We start from the raw sequence: 22,912 nt of genomic DNA, 5'->3' as shown, positions 1-22,912 counted from the left end.
CTCTGACCCGGAGCCCCGGCTCGTCCCGCAGGGCTGTCGGCGACGGCCGGTAGCCTGCGGGCATGTCCGTGAACATCGATCTCCACTTCACCGTCTCCGAGCTCACCGACGCCGCGCAGGCCGAGGCGGTCGCCGCGTCCGTCGGCAGCCTGCTGCGCGACGAGGGCTTCGAGGACCAGATCAGCTACGGCCCGGTCGTCGACAACGGGGTGCACTACGTCACCGGCGAGTCCAGGTTCCCGATCATCATCAGCGGATTCGGCCGCTGGCAGCCGTACTTCGAGACCTCCTTCGCCTCCGCCGTGGCCGAGGCCGCCCCGGGCGCCGAGACCTCCATCGACTGGGGCTACCCGGACGAGGAGTACTGACCGCACCGCGCGGCGGCCCGACCCCGGTGCACCCGCCCCGCCACCCCGGTCGGCGTAGTACCGCGGTACCGCCCCGCCACCAATGATCACCCCGTCGTGCCGGGATCCGGCCGCCGCGTGCGCCTAGCGTTGCTCGGGAACGGCAGAGAACGACGCACGAGGTGAGCGATGATCGAAGCGCAGCAGCTGACGAAGCGTTACGGGGAGAAGACCGCCGTCGACCGGCTGGACTTCACGGTCAAGCCCGGCAGCGTGACCGGGTTCCTGGGCCCCAACGGTGCCGGGAAGTCCACGACCATGCGGATGGTCGTCGGGCTGGACGCGCCGACCAGCGGCTCGGTGAGCGTCAACGGCCGCCGGTACGCCGAGCACGCCGCGCCGCTGCAGGAGGTCGGCGCGCTGCTGGAGGCCAAGTCGATCCACCCGGGCCGTTCGGCGTTCAACCACCTGATGGCGTTGGCGCACACCCACGGCATCCCGCGGGCGAGGGTCGAGGAGGTGATCGGCCTGACCGGCCTGGAGTCGGTGGCGAAGAAGCGCGCCGGGGCGTTCTCGCTCGGCATGGGCCAGCGCCTGGGCATCGCGGCGGCACTGCTGGGTGACCCGGCGACGGTGATGCTGGACGAGCCGGTGAACGGGCTCGACCCGGAGGGCGTGCTGTGGATCCGCAACCTGCTCACCGGCCTGGCCGCTGAAGGTCGCACGGTCTTCGTCTCCTCGCACCTGATGAGCGAGGTCGCCCTCGTCGCCGACCACCTGATCGTGGTGGGCCGGGGCCGTCTGCTGGCCGACACCACCGTGCAGGAGCTGGTCCGGCAGGCCGGCGGTGACCGGGTCACGGTCGCCTCCGCCGACCCGGCGAAGCTGCGCGAACTGCTCACCGGGCCCGGTGTGGAGATCACCGGCCGGGCCGGGTCCGAGGAGCTGGAGGTGACCGGCCTGGCGGCCCGTCGGATCGGCACTGTGGCGGCCGAACACGGCATCGCCCTCTACGAGTTGGCCACCCGGACGGTCTCGCTGGAGCAGGCGTTCATGGACCTGACCCGGGACGCCGTGGAGTACCACGGTTCCACCACCGACACCGCCAGGAGCGTCGCATGAGCACCACGGCCCCCAGCCCCGCCGCCGCGCCTCCCGCCCGGCAGGCCGACCGGCCCGCGTACAAGGTGACCGCCGTCCGCGTGCTGCGCGCGGAGTGGGCGAAGACCTGGTCGCTGCGCTCCACCTGGATCACCCTCGGCCTCGGCCTGTTCTTCCTGGTGGCGTTCGGCCTGATCGCCGCCTACCAGTTCAAGTCCCGCCTCACCTCCGGCCGGCCCATGGACCGCGACTTCGCGGACGCCAGCGCGCTCGGCCTGTCGCTGTTCGGCACCAACTTCGCCCAGCTCGCCCTCGGCGTGCTCGGCGTCCTGATCGCCGCGGGCGAGTACTCGACCGGCATGATCCGCTCCACCCTGGCCGCGGTGCCGCGCCGCCTGCCGGTGCTGTGGGCCAAGGCCGCCGTGTACGGCGCGGTCACCCTGGTCCTCGCCACGGCCGGTGTCTTCGTGGCCTTCCTGGCCGGCAGCGGCATCGTCTCCGGCACCCGCGCCGCCATGACGCTCTCCGACCCGGGCGCGGTCCGCGGCCTGCTGGGAGCGGGCCTGTACCTGGCCCTCGTCGGCGTCATCGGCGTCGCCCTCGGCATGCTGCTGCGCTCGGTCGCCGGCGGGATCTCGGTGCTGGTCGCCGCGCTGATGCTGGTGCCGGGCCTGATCTCCCTGCTGCCCACATCCTGGCACAGCCACATCAGCCCGTACCTGCCCAGCAACGCGGGCGAGGCGATGTTCGCCCTGCACCACGACTCGACCACGCTGTCGCCCGGCGCCGGCCTGGCGGTGTTCCTGCTGTGGACGGCGCTCGCGCTGGCGGGGGCGGCCACCCGGCTGGCCCGCAGCGACGCCTGACACACTGACTCGGCCCGGTGCCCCGGAACACCTCCGGGGCACCGGGCCGCACGTCGTTCGAATCCTCTGGGGCTGGTGAGAGCCATGAACGAGCAGGAATCCGCGGGGGTCCGACCGCCGTGGCCGGGCAAGCCGATCGGCCACCCCACGGCCGGCCACCCCACGGCCGGCTACCCCACAGCCGGCCACCCGTTGTTCGACGGGCTCGCCCGCCTCGGCCAGCGCCTGCGCGGGCTGGACCGCCGCAACCCGTGGCTGCTGGACGCCGCCGTGGTGGGCACCGCCTTCCTGGCCTTCTGCGTGCCAGAACTGGTGCACCGGGACGGCGACGGCCCGCGCGAGCACCGGCTCGTCTTCACCCACCTCCCCCCGGCCGCCGTCCTCGCCCTCCAGGCCGGGCTGCTGCTGCCGCTGCTGTGGCGCAGGCGCAGGCCCGCCGCCGCGTACGCCGCCGTCGCCGCCGTGTTCGGCCTGCAGTGGCTCCTCGGCGCCGCGCTGCGTGCCGACGCGGCGGTGTTGCTCGCCCTGTACGCGCTGGCGCTGTACGGGCGGCTGCGGGACCTGGCGTGGGCGTGCGCCGCGGCCGCGGCCGGCATGGTGCTGGTGGCGCTGCGGCTGTCCCCCGCCGTGTCGGTCGGGGACAGCCTGTTCGTCCTGACCGCCGCCGTGACCGCGCCGGTGGCGCTGGGCATCGCGGTGCGGATGCGGCGCGCGCAACTCGCCGGCCTGCGCGAACGGGCGGCCCGCCTGGAGGTCGAACGCGACCAGCGCAGCCGCCTCGCCGCCGCGACCGAACGCACCCGGGTGGCCCGCGAGATGCACGACATCATCGGCCACAACCTCTCGGTGATCATCACGCTGGCGGACGGCGGCGCGTACGCCGCGCGCTCGGCCCCGGAGCGCAGCCGGGAGGCGCTCGTGCTGATCGCCGACTCCGGCCGGCAGGCGCTCGGGGAACTGCGCCGGATGCTCGGGGTGCTCCGCGAGCACAACGACGGCCCGGGACTCGCACCCCAGCCCGGCATCGCCGACCTGACCGACCTGTGCACCCGGATCCGGGTGGCCGGGCCGGAGGTGACCCACCACTCCGAGGGCGACCTCGACGGCCTCGACCGCGGCGTCCAGCTCATGGCCTACCGGATCGTCCAGGAGGCGCTGACCAACACCCTCAAGCACGCCGGCCCCCGCACCCGCGTCCGGGTGAGCGTCACGCTCCGCGACGACCGGTTGCGGGTGCAGGTCGACGACAGCGGGCCGCCCGACGCGGCGGGCCCGGCGGGCCCGCCCGGGCAGGGCCTGTCCGGAATGCGCGAGCGCGCCGCCGTGTACGGTGGCAGCGTCGCGGCAGGACCCGCCCCGGGCGGAGGCTGGTCGGTCGTCGCCGACCTCACGGTCTCGCCCGCCCCCGAAACGGCCGGAGGCCCGGTGTGACAACCGTTCTGATCGTGGACGACCAGCCGCTGCAGCGGCTCGGATTCCGGATGCTGCTGGAGAGCCAGCCCGACACCTCCGTCGCCGGCGAGGCCGGGCACGGCGCCGAGGCCGTCCGGCTCACCGCGCACCTGCGGCCCGACGTCGTGCTGATGGACATCCGGATGCCCGGCATGGACGGCATCGAGGCCACCCGACAGATCATTGCCGCCGGCGGCCGCTCCCGGGTCCTGGTCCTGACCACCTTCGACCTCGACGAGTACGCCCACGCGGCCCTGCGCACCGGGGCCAGCGGCTTCCTGCTCAAGGACGCCCACCCCGAGGAGCTGCTGTCCGGCATCCGCTCCGTCGCCGCGGGCGACGCCGTGATCGCCCCGGCCCTCACCCGCCGCCTGCTCGACACCTACGCCCACCGCCTGCCCACCCGCTCCGCCGGCACCGCCGCGGACGACCCGCGGCTGGGCACGCTCACCGGGCGGGAACGGGAGATCCTCGTCGCCGTCGGCCAGGGCTGGACCAACGGGGAGATCGCCGAACGGCTGGTCCTGTCCGAGTCCACCGTCAAGACCCACGTCAGCCGGGTGCTGGCCAAGATCGGGGCACGGGACCGGGTCCAGGCCGTGATCTTCGCCTACGACCGCGAACTGATCCACCCGAACCCGTCGGCCTGACGCCTCATCCGCCGACCGAGCCGACGGCGGCGCGGGTGGGGCGATGCGGAGTCACGAATCCCGGGTGGGAGTGCCGACGCCGGGCGCGGCGGTGGGCAGGCGGGTGCGGAAGGTGCAGCCGCCGGGGGTGTCCTCGATGGTGAGGGTGCCGCCGTGGAGGGCGGCGATGTCGCGGGCGATGGGGAGGCCGAGGCCGGTGCCGCCGTCGTCGCGGCTGCGGGCGTCGTCGAGCCGGGTGAAGCGTTCGAAGACCTTCTCGCGTTCGGCGGGCGGGACGCCGGGGCCGTCGTCGGTGACGTCGAGGACCGCCCGGCCCGTCCGCCGGTCGCCGACCAGGCGCACGGTGACGCTCTGCCGGGCGTGGCGCTGCGCGTTGTCGAGGAGGTTGGTGAGCAGCCGGCCGAGCCACATCGGGTTGCCGGTGGTGGTGATCCCGTCGGTGAGGTCGAGGGTGACGGCGTGCGGCTGGTGGCCGCGTCCCTCGATCGCGGTGCGGACGAGCTCGGCGAGGTCGACGGGTTCGGTCGGGCCGTCGTGACCGGTCGAGTCGAGGCGGGCGAGCAGGAGCAGGTCGGCGGAGAGGGACTGGAGCCGGTCGGTGTCCTGGAGGGCCCCGGCGACCATGGTCGCGCGGACCTCGGGGTCGGGGTGGGTGTGGGCGACCTCCAGTTGGGTGCGCAGGACGGCGAGGGGGCTGCGCAGTTCGTGGGAGGCGTCGGCGATGAAGCGGCGCTGGCGGACTCCGGCGGCCTCCAGGCGGTCGAGCATCGCGTTCATGGTGTGGGCGAGCCGGGCGATCTCGTCGTCGCTGCCGGGTTCGGGGACGCGGCGGTCGAGGTCGCGGTCGCCGATGGCTGCGACCTCGGCGCGGATGGCCTCGACCGGGCGCAGCGCTCGGCCGGTCGCCCGCCAGGTGACGGCGCCGACGGTGGCGACCAGGACGGCGCTGAGGCCGCCGAGGGCGGCGGTGGTCAGGTCCTCGGCGGTGTCGGCGGTGTGCAGGGAGGCACCGACGCGGATGGTGACCGGGCCGGTCGGGGTGTCGGCGGTGAGGGTGGTGACGCGCTGGTGCTCGTCACCGAGGTCACCGAGGTCGAAGGAGTCGTGCCCGTCGCCGTGGGTGGTCAGGGCGGGGCGGCCCGCGAGGTTCTGGCTGGCGGCGATCACCGTGCCGGAGGCGTCGGTGACCTGGATGAAGTCGGTGCCGTGGTCGAGCGGGAGCTCGTGCGGGAGACGTCCGTCGGTGGCGATCCGGGCCACTGCCTGGGCCTGCTCGCGGGCGTCGGTCTCCACGGTGCGCTGCAGGTTGACGCGCAGCAGCAGGAGGACGGCGGCGGAGGCGGCCAGCAGGACGACGGCCACGGCCACGCAGGCGGCGATGGTCGTACGGGTGCGGACCGACTTGGGTGCCAGCCGCTCGGTCGCCGCGGCCACCCGGGGCGAGCGCAGCACGCGGTCGGCGCGGCGGCGGACGGCGCGCACGATGCCGTGCCGGTCGGCGGCGGAACGGTCCGGGCCGTCGATGGGATCGGGGCCGGTGCGGTCCGGACCGGTGGGGGTGGGGTCAGCCACCGTCGGCTGCCAGGCGGTAGCCGGCGCCGCGCGCGGTCTGGACGGCGGACCGGCCGAACGGGGCGTCGATCTTGCGACGCAGGGCGCTGATGTGGACCTCGACGGTGTTGGGGTCGCTGTCGGGTCCGCTGTCCCAGACCTCGTCGAGGATCTCCCGCTTGGAGACCACTTCGCCGGCCCGGCGGGCGAGGTGGTCGAGGACGGCGAACTCGCGGGGGGTCAGCGCGATCGGCGTGCCGGCCCGGGTGCAGGTGCGGGCGGCGGAGTCGACCACCAGGTCGCCGAGCACGGTGCGCCGCGGGCCTCGGGAGCCGATGCGGCGGGCGAGGGCGTTGAGACGGGCGATCAGGACGACGAAGGAGAACGGCTTGGAGAGGTAGTCGTCGGCGCCGGTGTCGAGCGCCTCGGCCTCGTCCCACTCGCCGTCCTTGGCGGTGAGCATCATGATGCCCGCGTCGCAGCCGGCGGCCCGCAGCCGGGAGCACACCCGGTAGCCGTTGAGGCCGGGCAGCATGATGTCGAGGATGATCACGTCGTAGGAGTGGTCGGTCGCCCGGGCCAGGCCGGACAGGCCGTCGTGGACGATGTCCACGACGAAGCCCTCGACCTCCAGGCCGTGCTTGACCGCCAGGGCGAGCCGCTGTTCGTCCTCCACCACCAGTACGCGCATACCCCCAGGGTGGCAGGTCGCCGCGCCGCGGAGCTGAAGGCGTCTTCAGGTCTTCAGCAACCCTTCAGCGCCTCCTCGTCATGCTGGCAGCGACGTCCGGGCGCGGTGCCCGGTCGGGTACGAGGAGCGGGTGGGGCACGATGAGCGAGCCGACAGGCGCGGGTGAGCCGGAGGGCGCGGGCCCCCGCAAGAGTGTGCCTCGCCGCTGGGTGCGCAGCCGTACGACGCGCTGGGTGGCCGCGGGTGCGGCCGTCGTGGTGATCGGCGGCGGCGCCGCGGCCGTGGCGGTCCACCACGAGGGCGAGGACCGCGGGGACGGGAAGCGCTCGGTGGCCTCCGACGGCGCACGGCACGGCGGGCACGACGGCCGCAGCGGTCGTGGCAGTCACGACGGTCTGGAAGGCCGGGAAGGCCGCGAAGGCCGGGACCGGGCGACGGACACCGGCACGGCCCCGGCCCCGCTGCCCGCGCTCGACGCCGCCGACGCGGTGGTCAAGGCAGCGGGCGCGGTCCAGGGCGGAAAGGTCGAATCGCTGCGCCCCGTCACCGAGCAGGGCGGCGGCCGGGCCTGGCGGGTGGTCGTGGTCGGCCCCGACGGCGTACGGCACGCGGTGGTCGTGGACGGCACGACGTTCGCGATCACGAGCAACACGGTCCTGGGCGGCTGATCACCTGCGCCGGCGCGGTGCGACCGCGCCGCCGCGCCCCCTTCCGCCGGCGCCGACCGCTCGCGCGCGGTCCGCAACGCCAGGCAGGTCAGCAACCTGACCTTCCCGCACGCGCTGGTCTACGGCGCCGCCCAGTCACTCGCCCTGATCCCGGGTGTCTCCCGCTCCGGCGGCACGATCAGCGCCGGCCTGTTCCTCGGCTACAGCCGGGAGGCCGCCGCCCGGTACTCGTTCCTGCTGGCGATCCCGGCGGTGCTCGCCTCCGGCACTCTGGAGCTGTTCAAGATCGGCGAGGGCCCGGCGCCCGCCTGGGGGCCGACCGTCCTGGCCACCCTGATCGCCTTCGCGATCGGCTACGCGGCGATCGCCTGGTTCCTGAAGTACATCTCGCACCACAGCTTCCTGCCGTTCGTGATCTACCGCGTCCTGCTCGGCGTCCTGATCATCGGCCTGGTCACCACCGGTGTCCTCGCCCCGAACGCGGGCGCCGTCCACTGAGCGGTCGACGCCGTCCGTGACCGGGCCGGGCCGGGCCGGGCCGTCGGGTTCCTGAAGATCCGTTCAGGTCTTCAGGAACCCTTCAGCGCCGTTCGGTCATGCTGATCATGTCAGTGGGGATCCGACCCGCCTCGCGGTGTTGCCAGGGCCGTTGTCGGGGTCCCCTCCTCGGAAAGGCGCTCCCATGCTGCTCTCCTCGGCCGCTCAGCTGGCCGTCAACCCGCTGGACGCAGGCTCACTGCTGGCCGCGTTCGGCGCGCTGGGCATCGCTGTGATCATGTTCGCGGAGACCGGCCTGCTGGTCGGCTTCTTCCTGCCCGGCGACTCGTTGCTGTTCACCGCGGGCCTGCTCTGCACCACCGGCGCGCACAGCGGCCCCCACCTCAACCTCGGCCAGGTCCTGGCGGCCGCCGTGGTCGGCGCCCTCGCCGGCGCGCAGGTCGGCTACCTGATCGGCCGCCGCGGCGGACCCGCCCTGCTCGCCCGCTCCCGCAACAAGCACCTGCACGCGGGCGCGGTCCGGGCGGAGGAGATCCTCAACCGGTACGGCCACGGCAAGGCCGTCGTCCTCGCCCGCTTCGTCCCGGTGGTGCGGACCGTCCTCAACCCGCTGGCCGGCGCGCTCGGCGTCAACGCCCGCACCTTCACCCTGTGGCAGGTCGTCGGCGGCATCGTGTGGACGGTCGGCCTGGTGATGGCCGGCTACGCACTGGGCTCCTCGATCCCGAACGTCGACCGCTACCTGCTGCCGATCGTCGCCGTCGTGGTGGCGGTCTCGCTGCTGCCCCTCGCCCTGGAGATGCTGCGCTCCCGCCGTCAGGTCAAGGCGCAGTGACCGGCCCCGCGAGCATGCTCGCCCTCGACGGCCGCGGAATCGACGGCGGCCTGTACCTGCGGATCGACCGGTGGGCCGAGCACCTGCCGGCACCGCTCCAGCACGTGGTCGCCGCCTGGTCCACCATCGGCCTGCTGGCGCTGGCCGCCCTCATGGTCCTCGGCTGGTGGCGTTCGCGCCGCGCGGGCAGCGCCCTGATGGCCCGTGCGCTGGCCGTCCCCGCGGTGGTGGTGGTCGCCTTCGCCGCCGACACCCTGATCAAGTCGCTGCTGCGCGAACCCCGGCCCTGCCAGGTCCTGGACGCCGGCCCGACCCTGGAGACGTGCCCCGGCACCGGCGACTGGTCGATGCCCAGCAACCACACCGTCATCGTCTTCGCCGGCGCCGCCGCCCTGTGGCACGTCGACCGCCGCCTGGGCGCGCTCGCCCTGCTGCTGGCCGCGGTGATGGGCCTCTCCCGCGTGCTGGTCGGGGTCCACTACCCTCACGACGTGCTGCTCGGCGCCGCGGTCGGCACCGCCGCCGGCTACGGCCTCGGCCTGCTCGCCGGCCGCGCCGCACCCCTGGTCGAGCGGGCCCGTGAGGGGAGAGTGCGCAGATGGCTGACCGCATGAGCGTGCGTCAGACGGCTGTCTGGACAGCCGTCTGCGCCGCGGCGTTCGCCATCATCGTGATGGTGCTCGACTCGAACGAGTGGGCGCCGCTGGGGTTCGAGCAGGCGGCCCTCGACTGGGCCGCCGCCCACCGGCCGCCGGCCCTCGTCACCACCGCCAAGGCGGTCACCTCCCTGGGGACCGGCGTCTTCCCCTACCTCGTCGCCCTGGCCGCCGGCATCGTCCTCGTCCGGGCCGCACGACCCCACCCCTCCCGACGGGCCACGGCCGTCCTGCTGCTCGCCCCCGTGCTGTGGCTGGTCGCGGGCCAGCTGCTCCGGCAGGGCCTGATGCACGGCTTCGGCCGGCCCCGCCCACCCCCCGCCTACTGGGCCTTCACCCCCTCCGGATTCGCCTTCCCCTCCGGCCACGCCTTCACGGCCGCCGTGTGCGCCGGGCTGCTCGCCGTCGCCGTCGCCCGCACCCACCCGAACGCGCGCCGAGTCGCAGCCGCCCTCGCCCTGACCTTCGCCGCCGTCATCGGCGCCACCCGCGTCTACCTCGGCGTCCACTGGCCTCTCGACGTCCTCGGCGGCTGGCTCCTCGCCACCGCCTGGCTGCTCATCGGCGCCGCCCTCCTACGGACACCGGGCCGCCCAACACTCGATGACGCGCCACCTGACCGTTCGACGGCGGCAACCTAGTCACCTGAGGCAGGCCTCGACTCGCGTTGCTCATGGACGGTTCCGACCGGGCGGGTCTGCGGCTCACCAGCTCTCGGCCCGTACCCGGGGGTGTTCGCCGTCGAGGACGGGCGGCAGCGTCTCGCCGCGCAGGCGCTGGGCGAGGAGCGGGAGGAGCAGGACGGAGAGCATGCCGGCGCCGACCAGGGCGGCGGCGGTGGAGCCGTGCATGTGGCCGGCGTCGACCTCGATGGTGGTGATGACGACGACCAGCGGCAGGGCGGTGGAGCCGTAGAGGCCGAGGGCGGCCCGGTCGCGGCGGGTGAGCCCGGGCGCGAGGAGGGCGGCGGGCACGCCGCGGACGGCGACGAGGAGCAGCAGGAAGACCGGGACGAGCAGGAGGGTGCCGGGGTCGTCGAGCAGGGCCTGCAGGTCGAAGTTCATGCCGCTGACCACGAAGAACACCGGTACCAGGAAGCCGAAGCCGATGCTCTCCAGCTTGGCTTCGATGACCTCTTCCTCGGCCTCGGGGACGTCGGCGAGCAGCAGTTTGGCGACGATGCCGGCGGTGAACGCGCCGAGCAGCATGTCGAGGTCGAGCCAGATCGCGGCGGCGACCATGGTGCCGAGGACGAGGATGACGGTCCGTACGGCGAACTGGCCGGAGGTACGCAGGGTGGTGCGGATGACGCGGGTGACCCAGCCGGGGCGCGGCCGGCGGGCGTAGGCGACGGCGGCCGCGGTGATGGCGGCGAAGGCGCCGAGGATGACGGCGGACTTCAGCGGGGTGTTGCCGCTGAGCAGGACGGCGATGGCGATGATCGGGCCGAACTCGCCGACGGCGCCGGTGGCCATGGTGATCGAGCCGAAGGGGGTGGGCAGGTCCCCGGAGTCGCGGAGGATCGGCAGGATGGTGCCGAGCGCGGTGGTGGTGAGGACCAGGCCGGTGAAGGCGCCGTTCAGCGGGTCGGGGTTGACCAGGGCGCCGAAGCCGAGCGCGAGGGCGAGCGAGACCAGCCAGGCCAGGACGGCCCGCTTGAGCGGGCCGCCGCGCAGCCGGAGGAAGTCGATCTCGTACCCGGCGAGGAACATCAGCATGGCGAGGCCGAACTCGGAGAGTGTGTCGACGAAGTCGCCGACGCCCGCCCAGCCCAGCACGTCGGGGCCGATCAGCACGCCGAGTGCGATCTCGAAGACCACGGTCGGGACGGACAGCCGGCGCTGGACCCGGTCGGCGAGCAGCGGGGCGGCGACCGCGCAGGCCGGGATGAGCACGAGGGTCAGCGGTTCGACCGCCGACTCCGCGCTCACCCGGCGCCGCCACCGACCGAGGCCCGATGCGAGCGGCTACGAGTCATGTCGGCATCCTGGCACGCCGGCCGCATGCAACCGGGTAGCTACGCCGCGGGCTGCCCCGCTCGGCCGGTTGCGCGTGGACTGGCGAGTCGGGCGGTGGTTCCGGCCGACGGTCCGCGGCGCCGGGACGGTTGTTCTTGAATGCCTATTCAGATATGTTGTCCGCATGCCACGACCGCGGGAGTTCGAGCCGGAGCAGGTCCTGGAGGCCGCGATGCAGCGCTTCTGGGAGCGCGGCTACCGGGCCACGTCCATCGAGGACCTGGTGAAGGCGACCGGGGTCAAGCCGGGGAGCATCTACAGCGCGTTCCCCGGCGGCAAACGGGCGCTCTTCCTGAAGTCGCTGGAGCGCTACTCCAAGCTCGTCGTGCCCCAGAAGCTCGGCGAACTCGACTCCCCCGGCGCCTCGGTGGCCGAGGTCCGCGGCTACTTCGACGGACTGGTCCGGGACCTGCTGAGCCCGGAGGGCCGACAGGGCTGCCTGCTCGTCAACACCGCGATCGAGAACGCCGCCGAGGACGACGAGGCCGCCGCCGTGGTCCGCGGCCACCTCGCCCGGCTCGAACACTGCATGACCCGGGCGCTGGCCACCGCCGTACGCCGCGGCGAGGTGCGAGCCGGCCTCGACCCGGCCGGGACCGCCAGGTTGCTGGTCGCCACCGCGCAGGGGCTGATGGTGGTGGGCAAGGCCAACCCCGACGAGGCGGTCCTGCGCGCCATCGTCGACAACGCCTTCGCCGCCACGGCCTGACACCTCTTCCGCAACGCCTCGACGCCGCCACACCCCGTGGCGGCCGTTTTTCGGCCCCATAGTTGAACGACTGCTCAAGAATGGAGATCGATCATGCGCGCCATCGTCATCGCCACCCCCGGCGGCCCCGAGGTCCTGACCGTCACCGACCTGCCCGACCCGCACCCCGCCCACGGCGAAGTCCTCGTCCGGGTCCGGGCGTTCGGCCTCAACCACGCCGAGACCTACATGCGCAGCGGCACCTGGGGCGACGTCGCACAGGTCACCGGCATCGAATGCGCCGGCACCGTCGAGCACGACCCGAGCGGCCGGCTCACCGCGGGCACCACCGTCGTCGCGCTCCTCGGCGGCATGGGGCGCACCCGCAACGGCAGCTACGCGGAGCTGGTCACCGTCCCCGCCGCCAACGTCGTACCGGTCCGGACCTCGCTCGACTGGGCCGATCTGGCCGCCGTCCCCGAGGTGTACGCCACCGCGTGGAGCGCCCTGCACGGCAACCTGGCGCTGCGGCCCGGGGAGACGGTACTGGTCCGCGGGGCGACGTCCTCGCTCGGCCAGGCCGCGGTGAACCTGGCGCGCGACCACGGCGCCACGGTGGTCGCCACCACCCGCAGCGCCGACCGGGCCGACCTGCTCCGGGAGATCGGCGCCTCGCGGGTGCTGGTCGACGACGGCCGGTTGGCGGCGCAGGTCCGGGCCGGGGGGATCGAGGTGGACGCACTCCTCGACGTCGTGGGCAACAGCGTTCTGCGGGACTCCCTCGCCACGGTGCGCCCGCGCGGGCGGGTGTGCCAGCTCGGCTTCCTCGGTGGCCTCGCTCCGGTCCATGAGTTCGCGCCGCTGACCGATCTGCCCTCCGGCGTCCAGCTGAGCTTCTTCGGCAGCGCGTTCGTCCTCGGGACGCCGGACTTCCCGCTCTCCGCGATCCCCTTCGACTCCATCCTCGCGAAGGTCGAGGACGGGACGCTGCGGGCCCGTCCGGTGCGGGTCTTCGGGTTCGAGGAGATCGCCGAGGCGCACCGGACCATGGAGTCCGGCGCGGCCCTGGGAAAGATGGTCGTCACCGTGGACCGAGCCACGCACGCCGGTCCCGCAAACCAGCCGGCCCTCGCCCGGCTCACCTGAGCGTCCGCATCTCCGGCGATGCGCCCGAGCCGGCCCCGGACCCGGGGGGCACGACCCAACCTGCCCCCCGGGCCTGCTCAGACCTGCCCGTTGTCGGGTTGCCGGCCGAGCAGGGACCAGGCCTCGCCGCCCTGGCCGGGGCAGCTCGGGCCACACGCGCCGACCGTAACGATGATCACCAACTAGCTACTGCCGAGTCCGGATCAGTTCGGCACGCGGGCTTCGGCAAGCGTCCGCTCTGGCCGGCGGGAGATTGCGGCCTTGCCTTGGACTCGCGGGCGGGCTGCTCCGCGCCCAACGCCGCGAGCTCCTCCGGGCGCCAGCCCGCCCGCCATCAGAGTTGGCTTGGCGACTCGGGCGGCGTGCGCAGCCTGGTCGTGAACCCCACCCACCCCTTGGCGGGTGTGCCCGGACCCGGTCCGGGGCGCACCCGCCCACGCATGTCCTGGCCGGTCGCCCGACTACGCCGGAGTCTCGGCCCTCGCGCTGGGGGCGAACCCGGTCCCCTGCTCGGCGAACACCTTGATCGCGGCGCCCAGGAACTCCACCAGCCCGGGGTGGTAGGAATCGTGGAACGCCCTCATGGCCTCGTCCTCGGCGTAGAAGAGCGACATGCCGATGTAGGCCTCCCTGGAGGGGGTGTAGAACCGGCAGACGATGTCGAAGTGCCTGCGGACGAGCTCCTGGATCTGCTGGTCCCCGGGCAGGGAGCCGCTGTCCAGGCAGGCCGTGATCTCCCGGTACAGGACGTCCCAGTCGTGGTGGACCCGCTCTCTGTCCACGTGTTCCCAGTCGTTGGTCCCGGCGAGGCTCTTCGCCTGCTCCTCGGCCAACGACCGGCGACACTCGTCCTCGTAACTGTTCCCCACGGCACCGGTTCCCATCGTTTCGTCACCTCTCCGGTGGATCCCCGAGAGGCCGCCGACATGTCGACATCGACCGACCGCTGATGATCAACTGCCGGCCCAGGCCGAACGCTGACACACAGCCACCGCGGCGGCAAACCATTTCCTGGACTTCCCGGTGCGACGCCCGGTCAGCCTGCTGCGAAATACCGACTTCGGCGCGTCAGGGCGATGTTGGGGTGTCGAGGGTCAGGTCGGTGCCGGCCATGAAGCCGTCGAGGGTGTCGGGCCGGTACTGCAGGCGCTTGGGGCGCCGTCCCCGTTTCACAGGAGCCTGATTGACCCACCTGGCCCGTCTGCCCGGCCCGCGGGGCTTGCACCGGCGCTGCAGCCGGGGGCTCCGCTGCGGACCAGCCGCAGCCGGACGGCGCCGGCCGGGATTCCCGGCCACCATCAGGGATGGTCGTCAGTCCTCGGTCTTGGGCCGCCAGTCGGCGGCCCACGCGTCGAGCTGGGCGAGACGTTCGAGAAGGGTCCTGCCCTGTCCGGTGAGCAGGTAGCCTTCGCCGGCGTGCTCGACGAGGTCGGCCTGTCCAAGATCACGTAGCCGGTCCGCCAGGACGCTCGAGGAGATGCCGTCGCATCGCTGCTGGAGCTGCCGGAACGTCGGCGTCGAGTCGTCCCGTAGCTCCCACAGGACTCGCAGCACCCAGCGCCGACCCAGGAGGTCGAGCAGCGCCATGATCGGGCGCCCCGTCTGTGAGCCACGGACCCGTCGGCCCGGGAGGGGTGTTGGTCGCGCCATGTGCTTCCCTCATTTGCTTCTCTTTCCGAAGCATCAATGTTAGCGTGCCGCCATGCCTCTAAAATCGAAGCACCCGCGAATCGAACCTCTCTCGCCGCCGTACGACGAGGAAGCCGGCGCAGCCCTCGAGCTCCTCGGGCATTCGCCTATCCAACTGTTCCGGGTGTGGGCGCGCCGGCCCGAGCTCGCCCGCTCCATCGCGGGCTGGGGAAGCTACTACTTTTCTCGGCGCTCCGCTCTCACCCTCCGTCAGCGCGAGCTGGTCATCGACCGGACGACCGCGCTCTGCGGCGCCGACTACGAGTGGGCCGTGCACGTCGCGGGCTTCGCCGAGAAGGCGGGACTCGACGCCGCGCAACTCGCGTCCCTCGCGACCGGAAAGCCGGCGGACGCCTGCTGGGACGCGACTGACCGCGCGGTGCTCGAAGCCGTCGACGAGCTCCACGCGACCTTCGATCTCTCCGACGACACCTGGGCGAACCTGGTCGCCGTCGCCGACGAGGACGCCGCGCTCGAGCTGGTCCTGATCTGCGGTTGGTACCACGCCGTCTCGTTCGCCGTCAGGGCGCTCCGTCTGCCTCTCGAGCCCGGCACCAAGCCAATCGCCGCGCCGTGATCCGCTGCCGGCTTTCGCGCGTCAGGGCGATGTCCGGGTGTCGAGGGTCAGACCGGTGCCGGCTGTGAAGCCGTCGAGGGCGGCGGGCCGGTACTGCAGCCGTTCGAGCCGGTTGCGGACGAGGGCCTCGGGTCGGTCGGGGGCGACCACGGCGAGATTGGCCGGGCTGTGCTCGACGCGGGCCCGGACCCACTCCACGGGGTCGAGGTCGGGCGAGTAGGCGGGAAGCAGGAACACCGTCAGCCAGGCACGTTCGGCGATCAACTCGCGTCTGGCGTGGGAGACGTGGGTGCTCAGGCGGTCCCGGACCGGCACGATCGGCGCCTCGACGAGCCGGTGGACACCGCCCACGAGGGCGATGAAGTCGCGCTCGCCCATGCTGCGGCGCTTCCCCCTGCCCGCGGGGATGGGTGCGCAGGCGGTGGCACAGCCGGGTGCGTCCTTCGGGCGGACAGCGGGTGAAGCCTGCCTCGTCCTCGAAGCAGATTCCGCACCGACTCCCGACGCTCACGTCCCGCGACGGTCAGCCCGTCCCCATCCGCATACCTCACACATCACGGCATACAGACACCCGTCAGAATCGCGGCACACCATCGCCTTGACCGAGCAGGACCTTCCGGTGCTGCCAGGCCAACTGCAGCAGCGCTGCCCCCGCCGGCTGCATCGGCTCGGAGCCAGTCAGCCGGCCAATCTGCTCTTCACTGAACGGGATGCCGAGCGACCGCCCCGTGCCGTCTTCCAGGCCGACGCGGTGGCCTTCCTCATTGCCGGTGACGATGCGCCGGAAGGTCTCGTCGAACAGGTCCGCGTCGAAGACCGCCACGGTGAGCATATCGGTGACGAAGGTGAGCGGATCCATGCCGAGGCCGAGCCAGTACATCCGCAGCTTGCCCTGCTCGCGGGCGGCGCCGAGGGCCTGGTTCAGGGGCCAGGCCTCGTAGTCGACCGGCTTCAGGTCGCTGCCGTAGTCCTCGCTCTCGCCCAGCAGTTCCTCGCTGAGCTCCCGCAGGATCGCTCGCCACAGGTCGAAGTCGTTGGCCTCGTTCCACGCGGCGTCGTGCGAAGCCTGGAACATCCCGACCGGCATGACCTGGTAGAGGCCACCACCGCTGGCGACCTTGGCCGGGTCGCGCCAGTGCAGGATGAACTCGGCCTCGTCGGCCGAGCCGTCGTACCGGATCACCAGGGTGCTGGTGGCCGCCATGACCGGGCGCCGGGCCAGGTCGGTCGGGTCGGCGATGGCGGCCCGGAACGGCGCGCTGCTGGCACTCACCGGCTTGTCGGGCGCAGCGAGCGCCGCGGCGGCGTACTCGTGGGCGGCCGCTTCACAGATGTTGATCACGTCGAAGTACTGGCCGCGGCCGAAGGTCAGGTCCGGTCCGTTTGCCGTGTCCGAGACTTCGAGCAGCCGGTAGCAGGTCCGATTCTCGAAGAGTCTCGGCTTCGCCAGGTCGCGCACGGCGTCCGCGTACAGGACGTAAGGCGTGCCGTCGTCGTGGCGCGGCCGTACGTGGTCCAGCTCGGCCTCGCCGCCGCCGAGCGCGGCCGGCGAGGCGTCCGGGCCCGGTTCCGGACACGGGGGCGTTCCTTTCGGAGCGGTTCACCCTGTCGGCTCAGCCACCTCGGGCGGTGTGGCGCGTTGAACAGGCCGATCCGATACACACGCTCTGTCCTGAAAGGGAACTCCCCCGTGCTCAAGAAGACGCTCGCCACCGTCGGCATCGCGGTCTCCGCGGTCACCATGTCCGCCTTCCCGGCGATGGCGATCGGCGACTCCGACGGCTCCGCCACCTCCCTGCAGGGCAACGGCGGCACCAACGCCACCGGCACCCAGGGCAACCACAGCCCGAACACCCACACTCTGGACAACCCGAACCTCTGCCTCCCCGAGATCCACAACATCGGCGTCGGCGCCCTCATCGGCCTCGCCGTCCCGATCGAGGCCAAGGTCCTGAACAACAACCCGCAGCAGACCTGCGCCGTCGGCCAGAACACCCTCGGCAGCGGCGACGGCGGCGTCAGCCACCTCATCGGCTGACCCCCCGGATCCCGGCACACAGGACCGCGGCACCCCAGGCCAGGAAAAGGGGACACCGCGACACCCGGCCGGAATCCCGCAGGAACTGATGGAGACGGGGGCAGGGGTGCGGCCCCGGCGCAAGCCGGGGCCGCACCCCTGCCCCCTGCCCGCACCCGGGCAGCACACCAGGAGACAGCCCCCGCCGCTGCCGGCACAGCACCGGGATCTCCCGCCCGGACCAAGAACCCATTGCCGCCCCAGCCCACCCTTCGACCAGCCCGAACTACCGGGCCAGGACACCAGGAAGACACGCTCAGCGGCCACTGGTCCCAGCAACCTCACCCTCACAAGTGAAGATCACCAACAGCATCCGGAACTCCGGTGCCCTGTCCGTTCTTCCTCGGCCCACGACCGTCGGCCGTCACCCGATCGGTGGCCGCTCTGAAAACGCTCACTGTGTCACTGCCGGCCCCGAACCCGTGGTGACGTCCTTGATGGACTGGAACCCGTCGACGACAGCCACGGGAATCTCATCGCAGCGACCCGGTCGAGTTGCTGTCCCAGGTTCCGCCGCACGAGATTTCCTCCTCCGACGCAACCACAGGAGAGCCGGTCGGACGGCCGAAAAGCCGGGACCGACTGGCCCGTTCACGGCTGAACGCCCAGTCAGGCGTGCGCGGCGGCGGCGAGGCCCGCGAGGGTGGCGACCTGAGGCTTGCAGATGTCGGAGTGCGCGCCAGAAAAGGGCTCGCCATCCGTGTTGTTGATGACGCCGGCCGCGTTCACCCGGTAGAAGGTCCCGGGCGCGAAGCCGTAGTTCGGGCTGCCGTCCGAGGGCATCGTCCGGTCCGCCGATGGGGCGACCGCCTGGTACCCGTCGGAGCCCATGCCGCCCCAGCGGTCGGCCACCGCGGCCATTGTGTCGTCCCCTGCCAGGAAAGAGGCTTTCGGGTACCACACGCCAACCGCCCAGTCGTAGACGCTGAACGTGGCGACCAGAGGGCCGTGCACCCGGTCGGCGAATTCATTGAGGGCGCCCGGCCTGCCGAATGGATTATTCTGTGCGCGGGCGAACGACCAGTGCGAGAAGGCTCCTTGCACGAGCAGGAGGGACGCGACCGGGCTGTCGTCCGACGGGCCGACGCCGGACAGGGCGAAGGACACCAGCCGGGCGCCGAAGCTGTGGCCGATCAGGTGGACCCGCACGGCGGGTGACCGGGCGTGCAGCGCGGCGAGCAGCGGTCCCAGTCCGTCCCGGCCGATGTCGCCGGCGCGGGCCTTCATGACCGCGTACGAGAGCACCCGCAGTACGTCCTTGGCGCCGTTCACCGCGCGCTGGAACCAGTCGCCGAAGCTCTGTTGCGAAGATCCCGGCGGCGCGCTGCCGAAAACCTCCGCGGCCGTCTGGTAGTGCTTCTTCGGATCGCCCGTCAGCAAGATCTCGGTCTCACCGTCGTCCTCGCCCTCCCCGTCAGCCGCCGGCGGCACCAGCGATTTCACCAACGCGTGGATGTGCTGCAGCCGTTCCTGGCGCTCGGCGTCGGACTCCCCCGCCTCTGCGGCCTCGTCGATGAGCCGACCGATCTCGGTCACCGCCGCCTGCTGCTCCGGGCTGGCGAACCCGGGGCGCAGGGCCTCGGCGATCTCCGCCCCGGAGAGCGCCGCGGTTCCGGCGCTCGCCTCCACCACGGCGCCGGCGTCGGCCTGTGCTCCGGTGGGTGGCGGCGGAGGGGTCGCCGGGGTGGGCGGGAACCACAAGGAGGGCCAGTAGACGCCGACGAATCCCAGCTTGCCGATGCTCTCCACGCCGGTCGCGGCACTCCGGATCAGCGGGAACATCTCGTCGTACAGCTCGCGGGCGGAGTCCTGCGACGTTCCCCAGCCGTGGCTGAACACGAACAGGTCCTCCACCTCCTCGGCGATGACCTCCGTGATGACGTCCTCCTGGGCGGGCGCGGTCAGCTTGCCCTTCTCGTCGAACGCGAGGTCCCACACCGGTTCGTTGTCGGCAAGTCGCCTCATGGCCGTTCCTCCTGCTCAGACATCCCCGAGCATCCGCATCAGGTCCACCAGGCCGGCGCCCTGCGCGTAGCGCTCCCGTCCGAGGTCGGTGGCGGAGCCGGTGAGCATGTCCTTCACCTGCCGCGGCCGGCCGATGAACTCCGGACGGGCGGAGAGGAAGGCCGCGATCACACCGGAGACGTGCGGCGCCGCCATCGACGTGCCGGACTGCTCGGCGTAGGTGAGGAGTTGGTCCCTGGCCGGATCCGCTCCCGGGTTGAGCCCCGCCGCGTCCCTCACCCGGCCGCTGGCGGCCGACGCGATCCACTCGCCGGGCGCCACCACGTCCGGTTTCATCCGCCCGTCCAGCGTCGGCCCCTTGCTGGAGGTCCAGGTGACGCCGAAGGCGTGCGGCGCGTCCCGGTGGGTGGAACCGACCGCGATGCAGTCCTCGGCGTGCGCCGGTTCGATGATCGAGCCCATCACGGCTGAGGTGTTGGCGGAGTCCCCGGCCATGGTGCGGGCGCCGTAGTTACCCGCGGCGACGACCACCACCACGCCGGTGGCGACCAGTTGGTTGACGGCCTGGCAGAGCGGCGACTGCCCCGCGGCGTACTCGTCGGGCTTCCACTCGCAGCCCAGGCTCATGTTGACCCCGTGGACGCGGAGTACGGCCGGGTCCACGTTGACCTGGCTGCGCAGGTAGGTCAGTGCGTGGATGACGGCGCTGGACGAGGTGACCCAGGTACCCCGGCGGGTGGGCCGCATGACCTTGATGCTCACCAGCTCGCAGGCGGGGGCCATGCCGGACAGTTTGGCCGTGTGGGCCCGCTCGATGAATCCGCGGTTCCCCGAGTCGTCCGGCTCCGCCCGGAGCGGGGTCATGCCGTCGGGCGTGCAGCCCGAAATGATGCCGGCGACGTGAGTGCCGTGTCCGCTCTCGTCCGTCAACGGCTGCAGCGGGTACTGGTCGGCCGACGCGCCGCCGGGCCGGCTCTGGTCGTCGGGGTTCACCAGGAAGCTGAAGTCGCGGTGCAGTTGGCTGGTCAGTCCCTGCGGCGGTTCGTTGTCCTGGCCGGCTGCGGCGATCTCCAGGTCGGAGAAGTGCGGGTGGCTGCCGTCGATCCCGCTGTCGATGACCGCCCACACGATTCCCTGGCCGCGCGCGTCGTAGGAGTGCCAGGCGGCGTTGGCCTTCACGGTGGGTGCGGACCGGTCGATCTGCGGCTTCAGTTCGTAGTCCGGCCAGACCCGGAAGATTGTCGGCGGTCTGCCGTCCATGTCCGCGAGGGAGCGGTCTTTCGCCACCATGTCGTGCAGGTCCGCCCGGGAGAGCACGCACTGGTAGAGCTTCGGTGCGATGAGCGCGAGGCCGCGCGGAACGGGGGGCTGCACCGGGCTCGCCGAGGTGAACTCCTCGGGCCACCAGCCGCCGGCGACCCACTGGTACCCCTCCCAGAGGTGGTAGAAGGCCTCCCGGACCGACTCGAGGCCGCCGGGGAACAGCACGTTCAGCTCGACCAGCATGGCAACCTTCTGGGTGGGGTCGGTCCCCTCGTGAAGGTTGAGGTCCCCCACGATGGGGGAACGGGAGGAGTTCTCGGACTCGTACGCCATTGCCCTGTCACCTACCTCGCCAGACTACGCCGCCGTCGCACCACGTCGAGCAACTCGACTGCCGAGTCCATGAGTTCTTCGGGTCGGACGCGGAGGTCCTGCATCATGTCGTGCCGCAGCCTGATGGCCTTCATCACCGGATCGAAGTCGTCGCCGAAGAGTTCACGCAGCTGGTTCATGGGATCGCCGGACGTGGCACCGCCCGCCGTACCTCGCGACGTTCCGCCTGCTTCCTCGATACGTACCTCAGACTCCAGCAGGGCAAGACAGGTCAGGAGCAACTTCTCGCTTTCCTCGCCATCGGACTCCGCTCGCTGCCTCAGCTCCTCCAGACCGGCGCTCAGGTCGGCATCCCCTATGGGGCGTTGCACTTCCTGTATTCGCCGCAGCAGGGGACGAGCGAAGCGTATCGGCCAGTCGGTCATGTCCAACGGCCGTGGTGTGGCGTCGAAGCAGCGTACGGCCGCCAGGCCCGGGTCATCAGGCCCCGAAACCATCACCAGCGACTCGCTGCTGCGCCTCGTGATGACGTAGTCGAGGGGGAGGAGGTTGCCCGGACCCATGTCGTAGACGACCACGGCCGCCTTCGAGAGCGCCATGTCGATAGCCATGGGCGTCATCGACTTGTCCCTCGCCTGCACGTCGTCGATCCCGAGCGCCAGCAGCCCGGTCTGCTGGACAACCGGGAAGATGAAGTCACGGTAGAGCGCGAGCAGCGACCGACTGGCGATGAACAGCGCGAGCTGCGGGGCCAAGGCGTCTCGTCGCAGCTCGGCAGTGGTCGAATCACCCCTGCCCTTCAACTGCGAGGAGATCTCCCCCTCCCAGATGCGTCGCAGCTCCTCGAAGAACGTCGCCATCACGTGCGCCCGATCGGCATTCGGGTTCCGGTCGAGCACGATGGCCTTCACGCCCCGGCGATTGAACTTCGGTGCCTCGTCGTGCGGGTCGGTGGGCATGATCGCCCAGGCCGGACGCGTCATCCTCCCCAACCGCTCACGCAGGAGCGTGAGCACCTCCCGCATGTCGGCGTCATCGAGGCTGTACCCCAGGAAGACCGGCTCGTGCCCCAGCAGCACCCACGACAGATACGTCGCGAGCAGTGGATTGCGGCGGACGAACCCGTCGTAGTCGTCCTCGGTGGCGACCAGCTGGTCCGGGTGGTTCAGGTCGCCGTGAAGCTTGAGCAGGTAGGTCGCCTCCGGGCGGTGCTGGATCGCCAGCTGGGACTCGCCGATCAGCGGAACGCACGGTCTTCGCTCACCCGAGTAGCCCTGCTCGACCAGGAAGTCGAAATTCGTGGTGACGACGGTGTCGAACGGCAGCTTCGCGAAGGCCTTGTGCGCCTCGCCCGGCCGGATGTCGTTCACGAGGAGTAATTCAGCCAGCCGCTCGATCAGGTAGGAGCGCCCGTAGGTCTCGGCATAGGCGCTGATCGAGTCAAGCGGCCCCGCGTAGGTGCGCCCCGGGAGGTCCTTGTCGAGCTGCGTGGCCAGCTCGGTCCAGGTCGGGGGGCGCCGACCGTCCTCGGTCACAGCGGCGGCGCTGATGCCCGCGCCGATGATCGGCAGCCATCGGCCGGCCGCGAGGGCACGGCGCAGCCCGGCCGGCAGCTCATCCACATAACTCGTGTGGTCCGGGGGTATGACTGAACTGCTCACGGCCGTCCCTCCGATCAGACGAACGCGATCTCGCAACCACGGGTGACTGAGCTGAGCTCCACCTACTCTCAGCCTGGCACACGCCCACAGCCCCGTCATGCCGCGGAGTCCTTCCACTCACGGCAGTGGTGACGAGGACCCGCGAAAGGGCTCTGGCCGCGATTCCGTGACGAGCTCGGC

At 72.1% G+C, this 22,912-nt stretch carries 23 protein-coding genes and 1 pseudogene; 14 read left to right on the top strand and 10 right to left on the bottom strand.

Translation table 11 applies throughout. From position 1 onward, the window contains the following. Positions 1-62: 62 nt before the first annotated feature. The 5 genes from ACGFX4_RS16375 (at position 63) to ACGFX4_RS16355 (ending at position 4,416) form a co-directional block, all read left to right on the top strand. Complete coding sequence (locus ACGFX4_RS16375; RefSeq protein ID WP_393074051.1) at positions 63-368, top strand: hypothetical protein; 306 nt, start codon at positions 63-65, stop codon at positions 366-368. Between the two features lie 168 nt (positions 369-536). Then, entirely contained in the window at positions 537-1,469 is a 933-nt protein-coding gene (locus tag ACGFX4_RS16370) for an ABC transporter ATP-binding protein (RefSeq protein WP_393074048.1), read from the top strand. Next, positions 1,466-2,314, top strand: coding sequence for an ABC transporter permease (locus ACGFX4_RS16365; RefSeq protein WP_393074045.1), 849 nt, complete (start codon positions 1,466-1,468; stop codon positions 2,312-2,314). Before ACGFX4_RS16370 ends, ACGFX4_RS16365 begins: the two co-directional genes overlap by 4 nt. Positions 2,315-2,398: 84 nt before the next feature. Beyond that, positions 2,399-3,745 carry a sensor histidine kinase gene (locus ACGFX4_RS16360; RefSeq protein ID WP_393074043.1) on the top strand — a complete coding sequence of 449 codons (1,347 nt, stop codon included), beginning with the start codon at positions 2,399-2,401 and terminating at the stop codon, positions 3,743-3,745. Beyond that, on the top strand, positions 3,742-4,416 hold the full coding sequence (locus ACGFX4_RS16355; RefSeq protein WP_393074040.1) for a response regulator: 675 nt from the start codon (positions 3,742-3,744) through the stop codon (positions 4,414-4,416). Before ACGFX4_RS16360 ends, ACGFX4_RS16355 begins: the two co-directional genes overlap by 4 nt. A gap of 51 nt (positions 4,417-4,467) precedes the next feature. On the opposite strand, the gene ACGFX4_RS16350 is transcribed toward ACGFX4_RS16355, so the two are convergent. After that, the gene (locus tag ACGFX4_RS16350) at positions 4,468-5,988 is read right to left on the bottom strand and encodes an ATP-binding protein (protein WP_393074037.1); all 1,521 of its coding nucleotides are present in this window, start codon (positions 5,986-5,988) and stop codon (positions 4,468-4,470) included. Then, positions 5,981-6,658 carry a response regulator transcription factor gene (locus ACGFX4_RS16345; protein ID WP_393074035.1) on the bottom strand — a complete coding sequence of 226 codons (678 nt, stop codon included), beginning with the start codon at positions 6,656-6,658 and terminating at the stop codon, positions 5,981-5,983. Before ACGFX4_RS16345 ends, ACGFX4_RS16350 begins: the two co-directional genes overlap by 8 nt. A 140-nt stretch (positions 6,659-6,798) precedes the next feature. On the opposite strand from ACGFX4_RS16345, the gene ACGFX4_RS16340 reads away from it, so the two are divergent. The 5 genes and pseudogenes from ACGFX4_RS16340 (at position 6,799) to ACGFX4_RS16320 (ending at position 9,956) form a co-directional block, all read left to right on the top strand. Then, positions 6,799-7,326 carry a hypothetical protein gene (locus ACGFX4_RS16340; protein WP_393074033.1) on the top strand — a complete coding sequence of 176 codons (528 nt, stop codon included), beginning with the start codon at positions 6,799-6,801 and terminating at the stop codon, positions 7,324-7,326. A gap of 21 nt (positions 7,327-7,347) precedes the next feature. After that, positions 7,348-7,824 (top strand): annotated as a pseudogene (locus tag ACGFX4_RS16335) (undecaprenyl-diphosphate phosphatase); the annotation flags it as partial. Positions 7,825-8,008: 184 nt separating this feature from the next. Next, positions 8,009-8,659 (top strand): DedA family protein, encoded by a 651-nt coding sequence (locus tag ACGFX4_RS16330; RefSeq protein ID WP_393074030.1) that lies wholly within the window; start codon positions 8,009-8,011, stop codon positions 8,657-8,659. Continuing rightward, a complete protein-coding gene (locus tag ACGFX4_RS16325; protein ID WP_393074028.1) occupies positions 8,656-9,273 on the top strand; it encodes a phosphatase PAP2 family protein in 618 nt (205 codons plus the stop codon). Before ACGFX4_RS16330 ends, ACGFX4_RS16325 begins: the two co-directional genes overlap by 4 nt. After that, positions 9,258-9,956, top strand: coding sequence for a phosphatase PAP2 family protein (locus ACGFX4_RS16320; protein WP_393074025.1), 699 nt, complete (start codon positions 9,258-9,260; stop codon positions 9,954-9,956). The genes ACGFX4_RS16325 and ACGFX4_RS16320 overlap by 16 nt, the downstream gene beginning before the upstream one ends. A gap of 63 nt (positions 9,957-10,019) precedes the next feature. Here the strand turns inward: ACGFX4_RS16320 and ACGFX4_RS16315 are convergent, their stop codons facing one another. Further along, complete coding sequence (locus tag ACGFX4_RS16315) at positions 10,020-11,246, bottom strand: cation:proton antiporter (protein ID WP_393074022.1); 1,227 nt, start codon at positions 11,244-11,246, stop codon at positions 10,020-10,022. Positions 11,247-11,457: 211 nt separating this feature from the next. Between ACGFX4_RS16315 and ACGFX4_RS16310 the strand changes: the two genes are divergently transcribed. Together ACGFX4_RS16310 and ACGFX4_RS16305 are read left to right on the top strand one after the other, a co-directional pair. Next, on the top strand, positions 11,458-12,042 hold the full coding sequence (locus tag ACGFX4_RS16310) for a TetR/AcrR family transcriptional regulator (protein WP_393074019.1): 585 nt from the start codon (positions 11,458-11,460) through the stop codon (positions 12,040-12,042). Between the two features lie 93 nt (positions 12,043-12,135). Further along, a complete protein-coding gene (locus tag ACGFX4_RS16305; protein WP_393074017.1) occupies positions 12,136-13,167 on the top strand; it encodes a zinc-binding dehydrogenase in 1,032 nt (343 codons plus the stop codon). 461 nt (positions 13,168-13,628) lie between these two features. Here the strand turns inward: ACGFX4_RS16305 and ACGFX4_RS16300 are convergent, their stop codons facing one another. Next, positions 13,629-14,051, bottom strand: coding sequence for a TipAS antibiotic-recognition domain-containing protein (locus ACGFX4_RS16300; protein WP_393074015.1), 423 nt, complete (start codon positions 14,049-14,051; stop codon positions 13,629-13,631). A 427-nt stretch (positions 14,052-14,478) separates the two neighbouring features. Continuing rightward, positions 14,479-14,754 (bottom strand): winged helix-turn-helix transcriptional regulator, encoded by a 276-nt coding sequence (locus ACGFX4_RS16295; protein WP_393074012.1) that lies wholly within the window; start codon positions 14,752-14,754, stop codon positions 14,479-14,481. Between the two features lie 115 nt (positions 14,755-14,869). On the opposite strand from ACGFX4_RS16295, the gene ACGFX4_RS16290 reads away from it, so the two are divergent. Then, entirely contained in the window at positions 14,870-15,433 is a 564-nt protein-coding gene (locus ACGFX4_RS16290; protein WP_393074009.1) for a carboxymuconolactone decarboxylase family protein, read from the top strand. Positions 15,434-15,454: 21 nt separating this feature from the next. Here ACGFX4_RS16290 and ACGFX4_RS16285 read toward each other — a convergent pair whose 3' ends face one another. Further along, complete coding sequence (locus ACGFX4_RS16285; protein ID WP_393074007.1) at positions 15,455-15,811, bottom strand: transposase; 357 nt, start codon at positions 15,809-15,811, stop codon at positions 15,455-15,457. Positions 15,812-16,007: 196 nt separating this feature from the next. Continuing rightward, the gene (locus tag ACGFX4_RS16280) at positions 16,008-16,892 is read right to left on the bottom strand and encodes a hypothetical protein (RefSeq protein ID WP_393074005.1); all 885 of its coding nucleotides are present in this window, start codon (positions 16,890-16,892) and stop codon (positions 16,008-16,010) included. 231 nt (positions 16,893-17,123) lie between these two features. On the opposite strand from ACGFX4_RS16280, the gene ACGFX4_RS16275 reads away from it, so the two are divergent. Further along, complete coding sequence (locus tag ACGFX4_RS16275; RefSeq protein ID WP_393074003.1) at positions 17,124-17,471, top strand: rodlet layer protein; 348 nt, start codon at positions 17,124-17,126, stop codon at positions 17,469-17,471. A gap of 648 nt (positions 17,472-18,119) precedes the next feature. Here ACGFX4_RS16275 and ACGFX4_RS16270 read toward each other — a convergent pair. Genes ACGFX4_RS16270 through ACGFX4_RS16260 form a run of 3 tightly spaced genes read right to left on the bottom strand, consistent with a single transcriptional unit; the run spans position 18,120 to position 22,693 of the window. After that, the gene (locus ACGFX4_RS16270) at positions 18,120-19,448 is read right to left on the bottom strand and encodes a hypothetical protein (protein WP_393074000.1); all 1,329 of its coding nucleotides are present in this window, start codon (positions 19,446-19,448) and stop codon (positions 18,120-18,122) included. 42 nt (positions 19,449-19,490) lie between these two features. Continuing rightward, entirely contained in the window at positions 19,491-21,071 is a 1,581-nt protein-coding gene (locus ACGFX4_RS16265; protein WP_393073998.1) for a S8 family peptidase, read from the bottom strand. An 11-nt stretch (positions 21,072-21,082) separates the two neighbouring features. Then, positions 21,083-22,693, bottom strand: a complete 1,611-nt coding sequence (locus ACGFX4_RS16260; protein ID WP_393073995.1) for an SIR2 family protein — start codon at positions 22,691-22,693, stop codon at positions 21,083-21,085. Between the last annotated feature and the right edge of the window lie 219 nt (positions 22,694-22,912).

Source organism: Kitasatospora sp. NPDC048365, from assembly GCF_043200835.1.
Lineage (GTDB): Bacteria > Actinomycetota > Actinomycetes > Streptomycetales > Streptomycetaceae > Kitasatospora > Kitasatospora terrestris.
Note: the sequence above shows the minus strand (reverse complement) of the source record. Positions and strands in the feature narration are given on the sequence as shown.

Coding starts and splice junctions, on each gene's coding strand:
- ACGFX4_RS16370 (WP_393074048.1), top strand. CDS start 537: ATGATCGAAGCGCAGCAGCTGACGAAGCGTTACGGGGAGAAGACCGCC.
- ACGFX4_RS16305 (WP_393074017.1), top strand. CDS start 12,136: ATGCGCGCCATCGTCATCGCCACCCCCGGCGGCCCCGAGGTCCTGACC.
- ACGFX4_RS16310 (WP_393074019.1), top strand. CDS start 11,458: ATGCCACGACCGCGGGAGTTCGAGCCGGAGCAGGTCCTGGAGGCCGCG.
- ACGFX4_RS16265 (WP_393073998.1), bottom strand. CDS start 21,071: ATGGCGTACGAGTCCGAGAACTCCTCCCGTTCCCCCATCGTGGGGGAC.
- ACGFX4_RS16320 (WP_393074025.1), top strand. CDS start 9,258: ATGGCTGACCGCATGAGCGTGCGTCAGACGGCTGTCTGGACAGCCGTC.
- ACGFX4_RS16345 (WP_393074035.1), bottom strand. CDS start 6,658: ATGCGCGTACTGGTGGTGGAGGACGAACAGCGGCTCGCCCTGGCGGTC.
- ACGFX4_RS16375 (WP_393074051.1), top strand. CDS start 63: ATGTCCGTGAACATCGATCTCCACTTCACCGTCTCCGAGCTCACCGAC.
- ACGFX4_RS16340 (WP_393074033.1), top strand. CDS start 6,799: ATGAGCGAGCCGACAGGCGCGGGTGAGCCGGAGGGCGCGGGCCCCCGC.
- ACGFX4_RS16300 (WP_393074015.1), bottom strand. CDS start 14,051: ATGGGAACCGGTGCCGTGGGGAACAGTTACGAGGACGAGTGTCGCCGG.
- ACGFX4_RS16365 (WP_393074045.1), top strand. CDS start 1,466: ATGAGCACCACGGCCCCCAGCCCCGCCGCCGCGCCTCCCGCCCGGCAG.
- ACGFX4_RS16285 (WP_393074007.1), bottom strand. CDS start 15,811: ATGGGCGAGCGCGACTTCATCGCCCTCGTGGGCGGTGTCCACCGGCTC.
- ACGFX4_RS16360 (WP_393074043.1), top strand. CDS start 2,399: ATGAACGAGCAGGAATCCGCGGGGGTCCGACCGCCGTGGCCGGGCAAG.
- ACGFX4_RS16290 (WP_393074009.1), top strand. CDS start 14,870: ATGCCTCTAAAATCGAAGCACCCGCGAATCGAACCTCTCTCGCCGCCG.
- ACGFX4_RS16295 (WP_393074012.1), bottom strand. CDS start 14,754: ATGGCGCTGCTCGACCTCCTGGGTCGGCGCTGGGTGCTGCGAGTCCTG.
- ACGFX4_RS16330 (WP_393074030.1), top strand. CDS start 8,009: ATGCTGCTCTCCTCGGCCGCTCAGCTGGCCGTCAACCCGCTGGACGCA.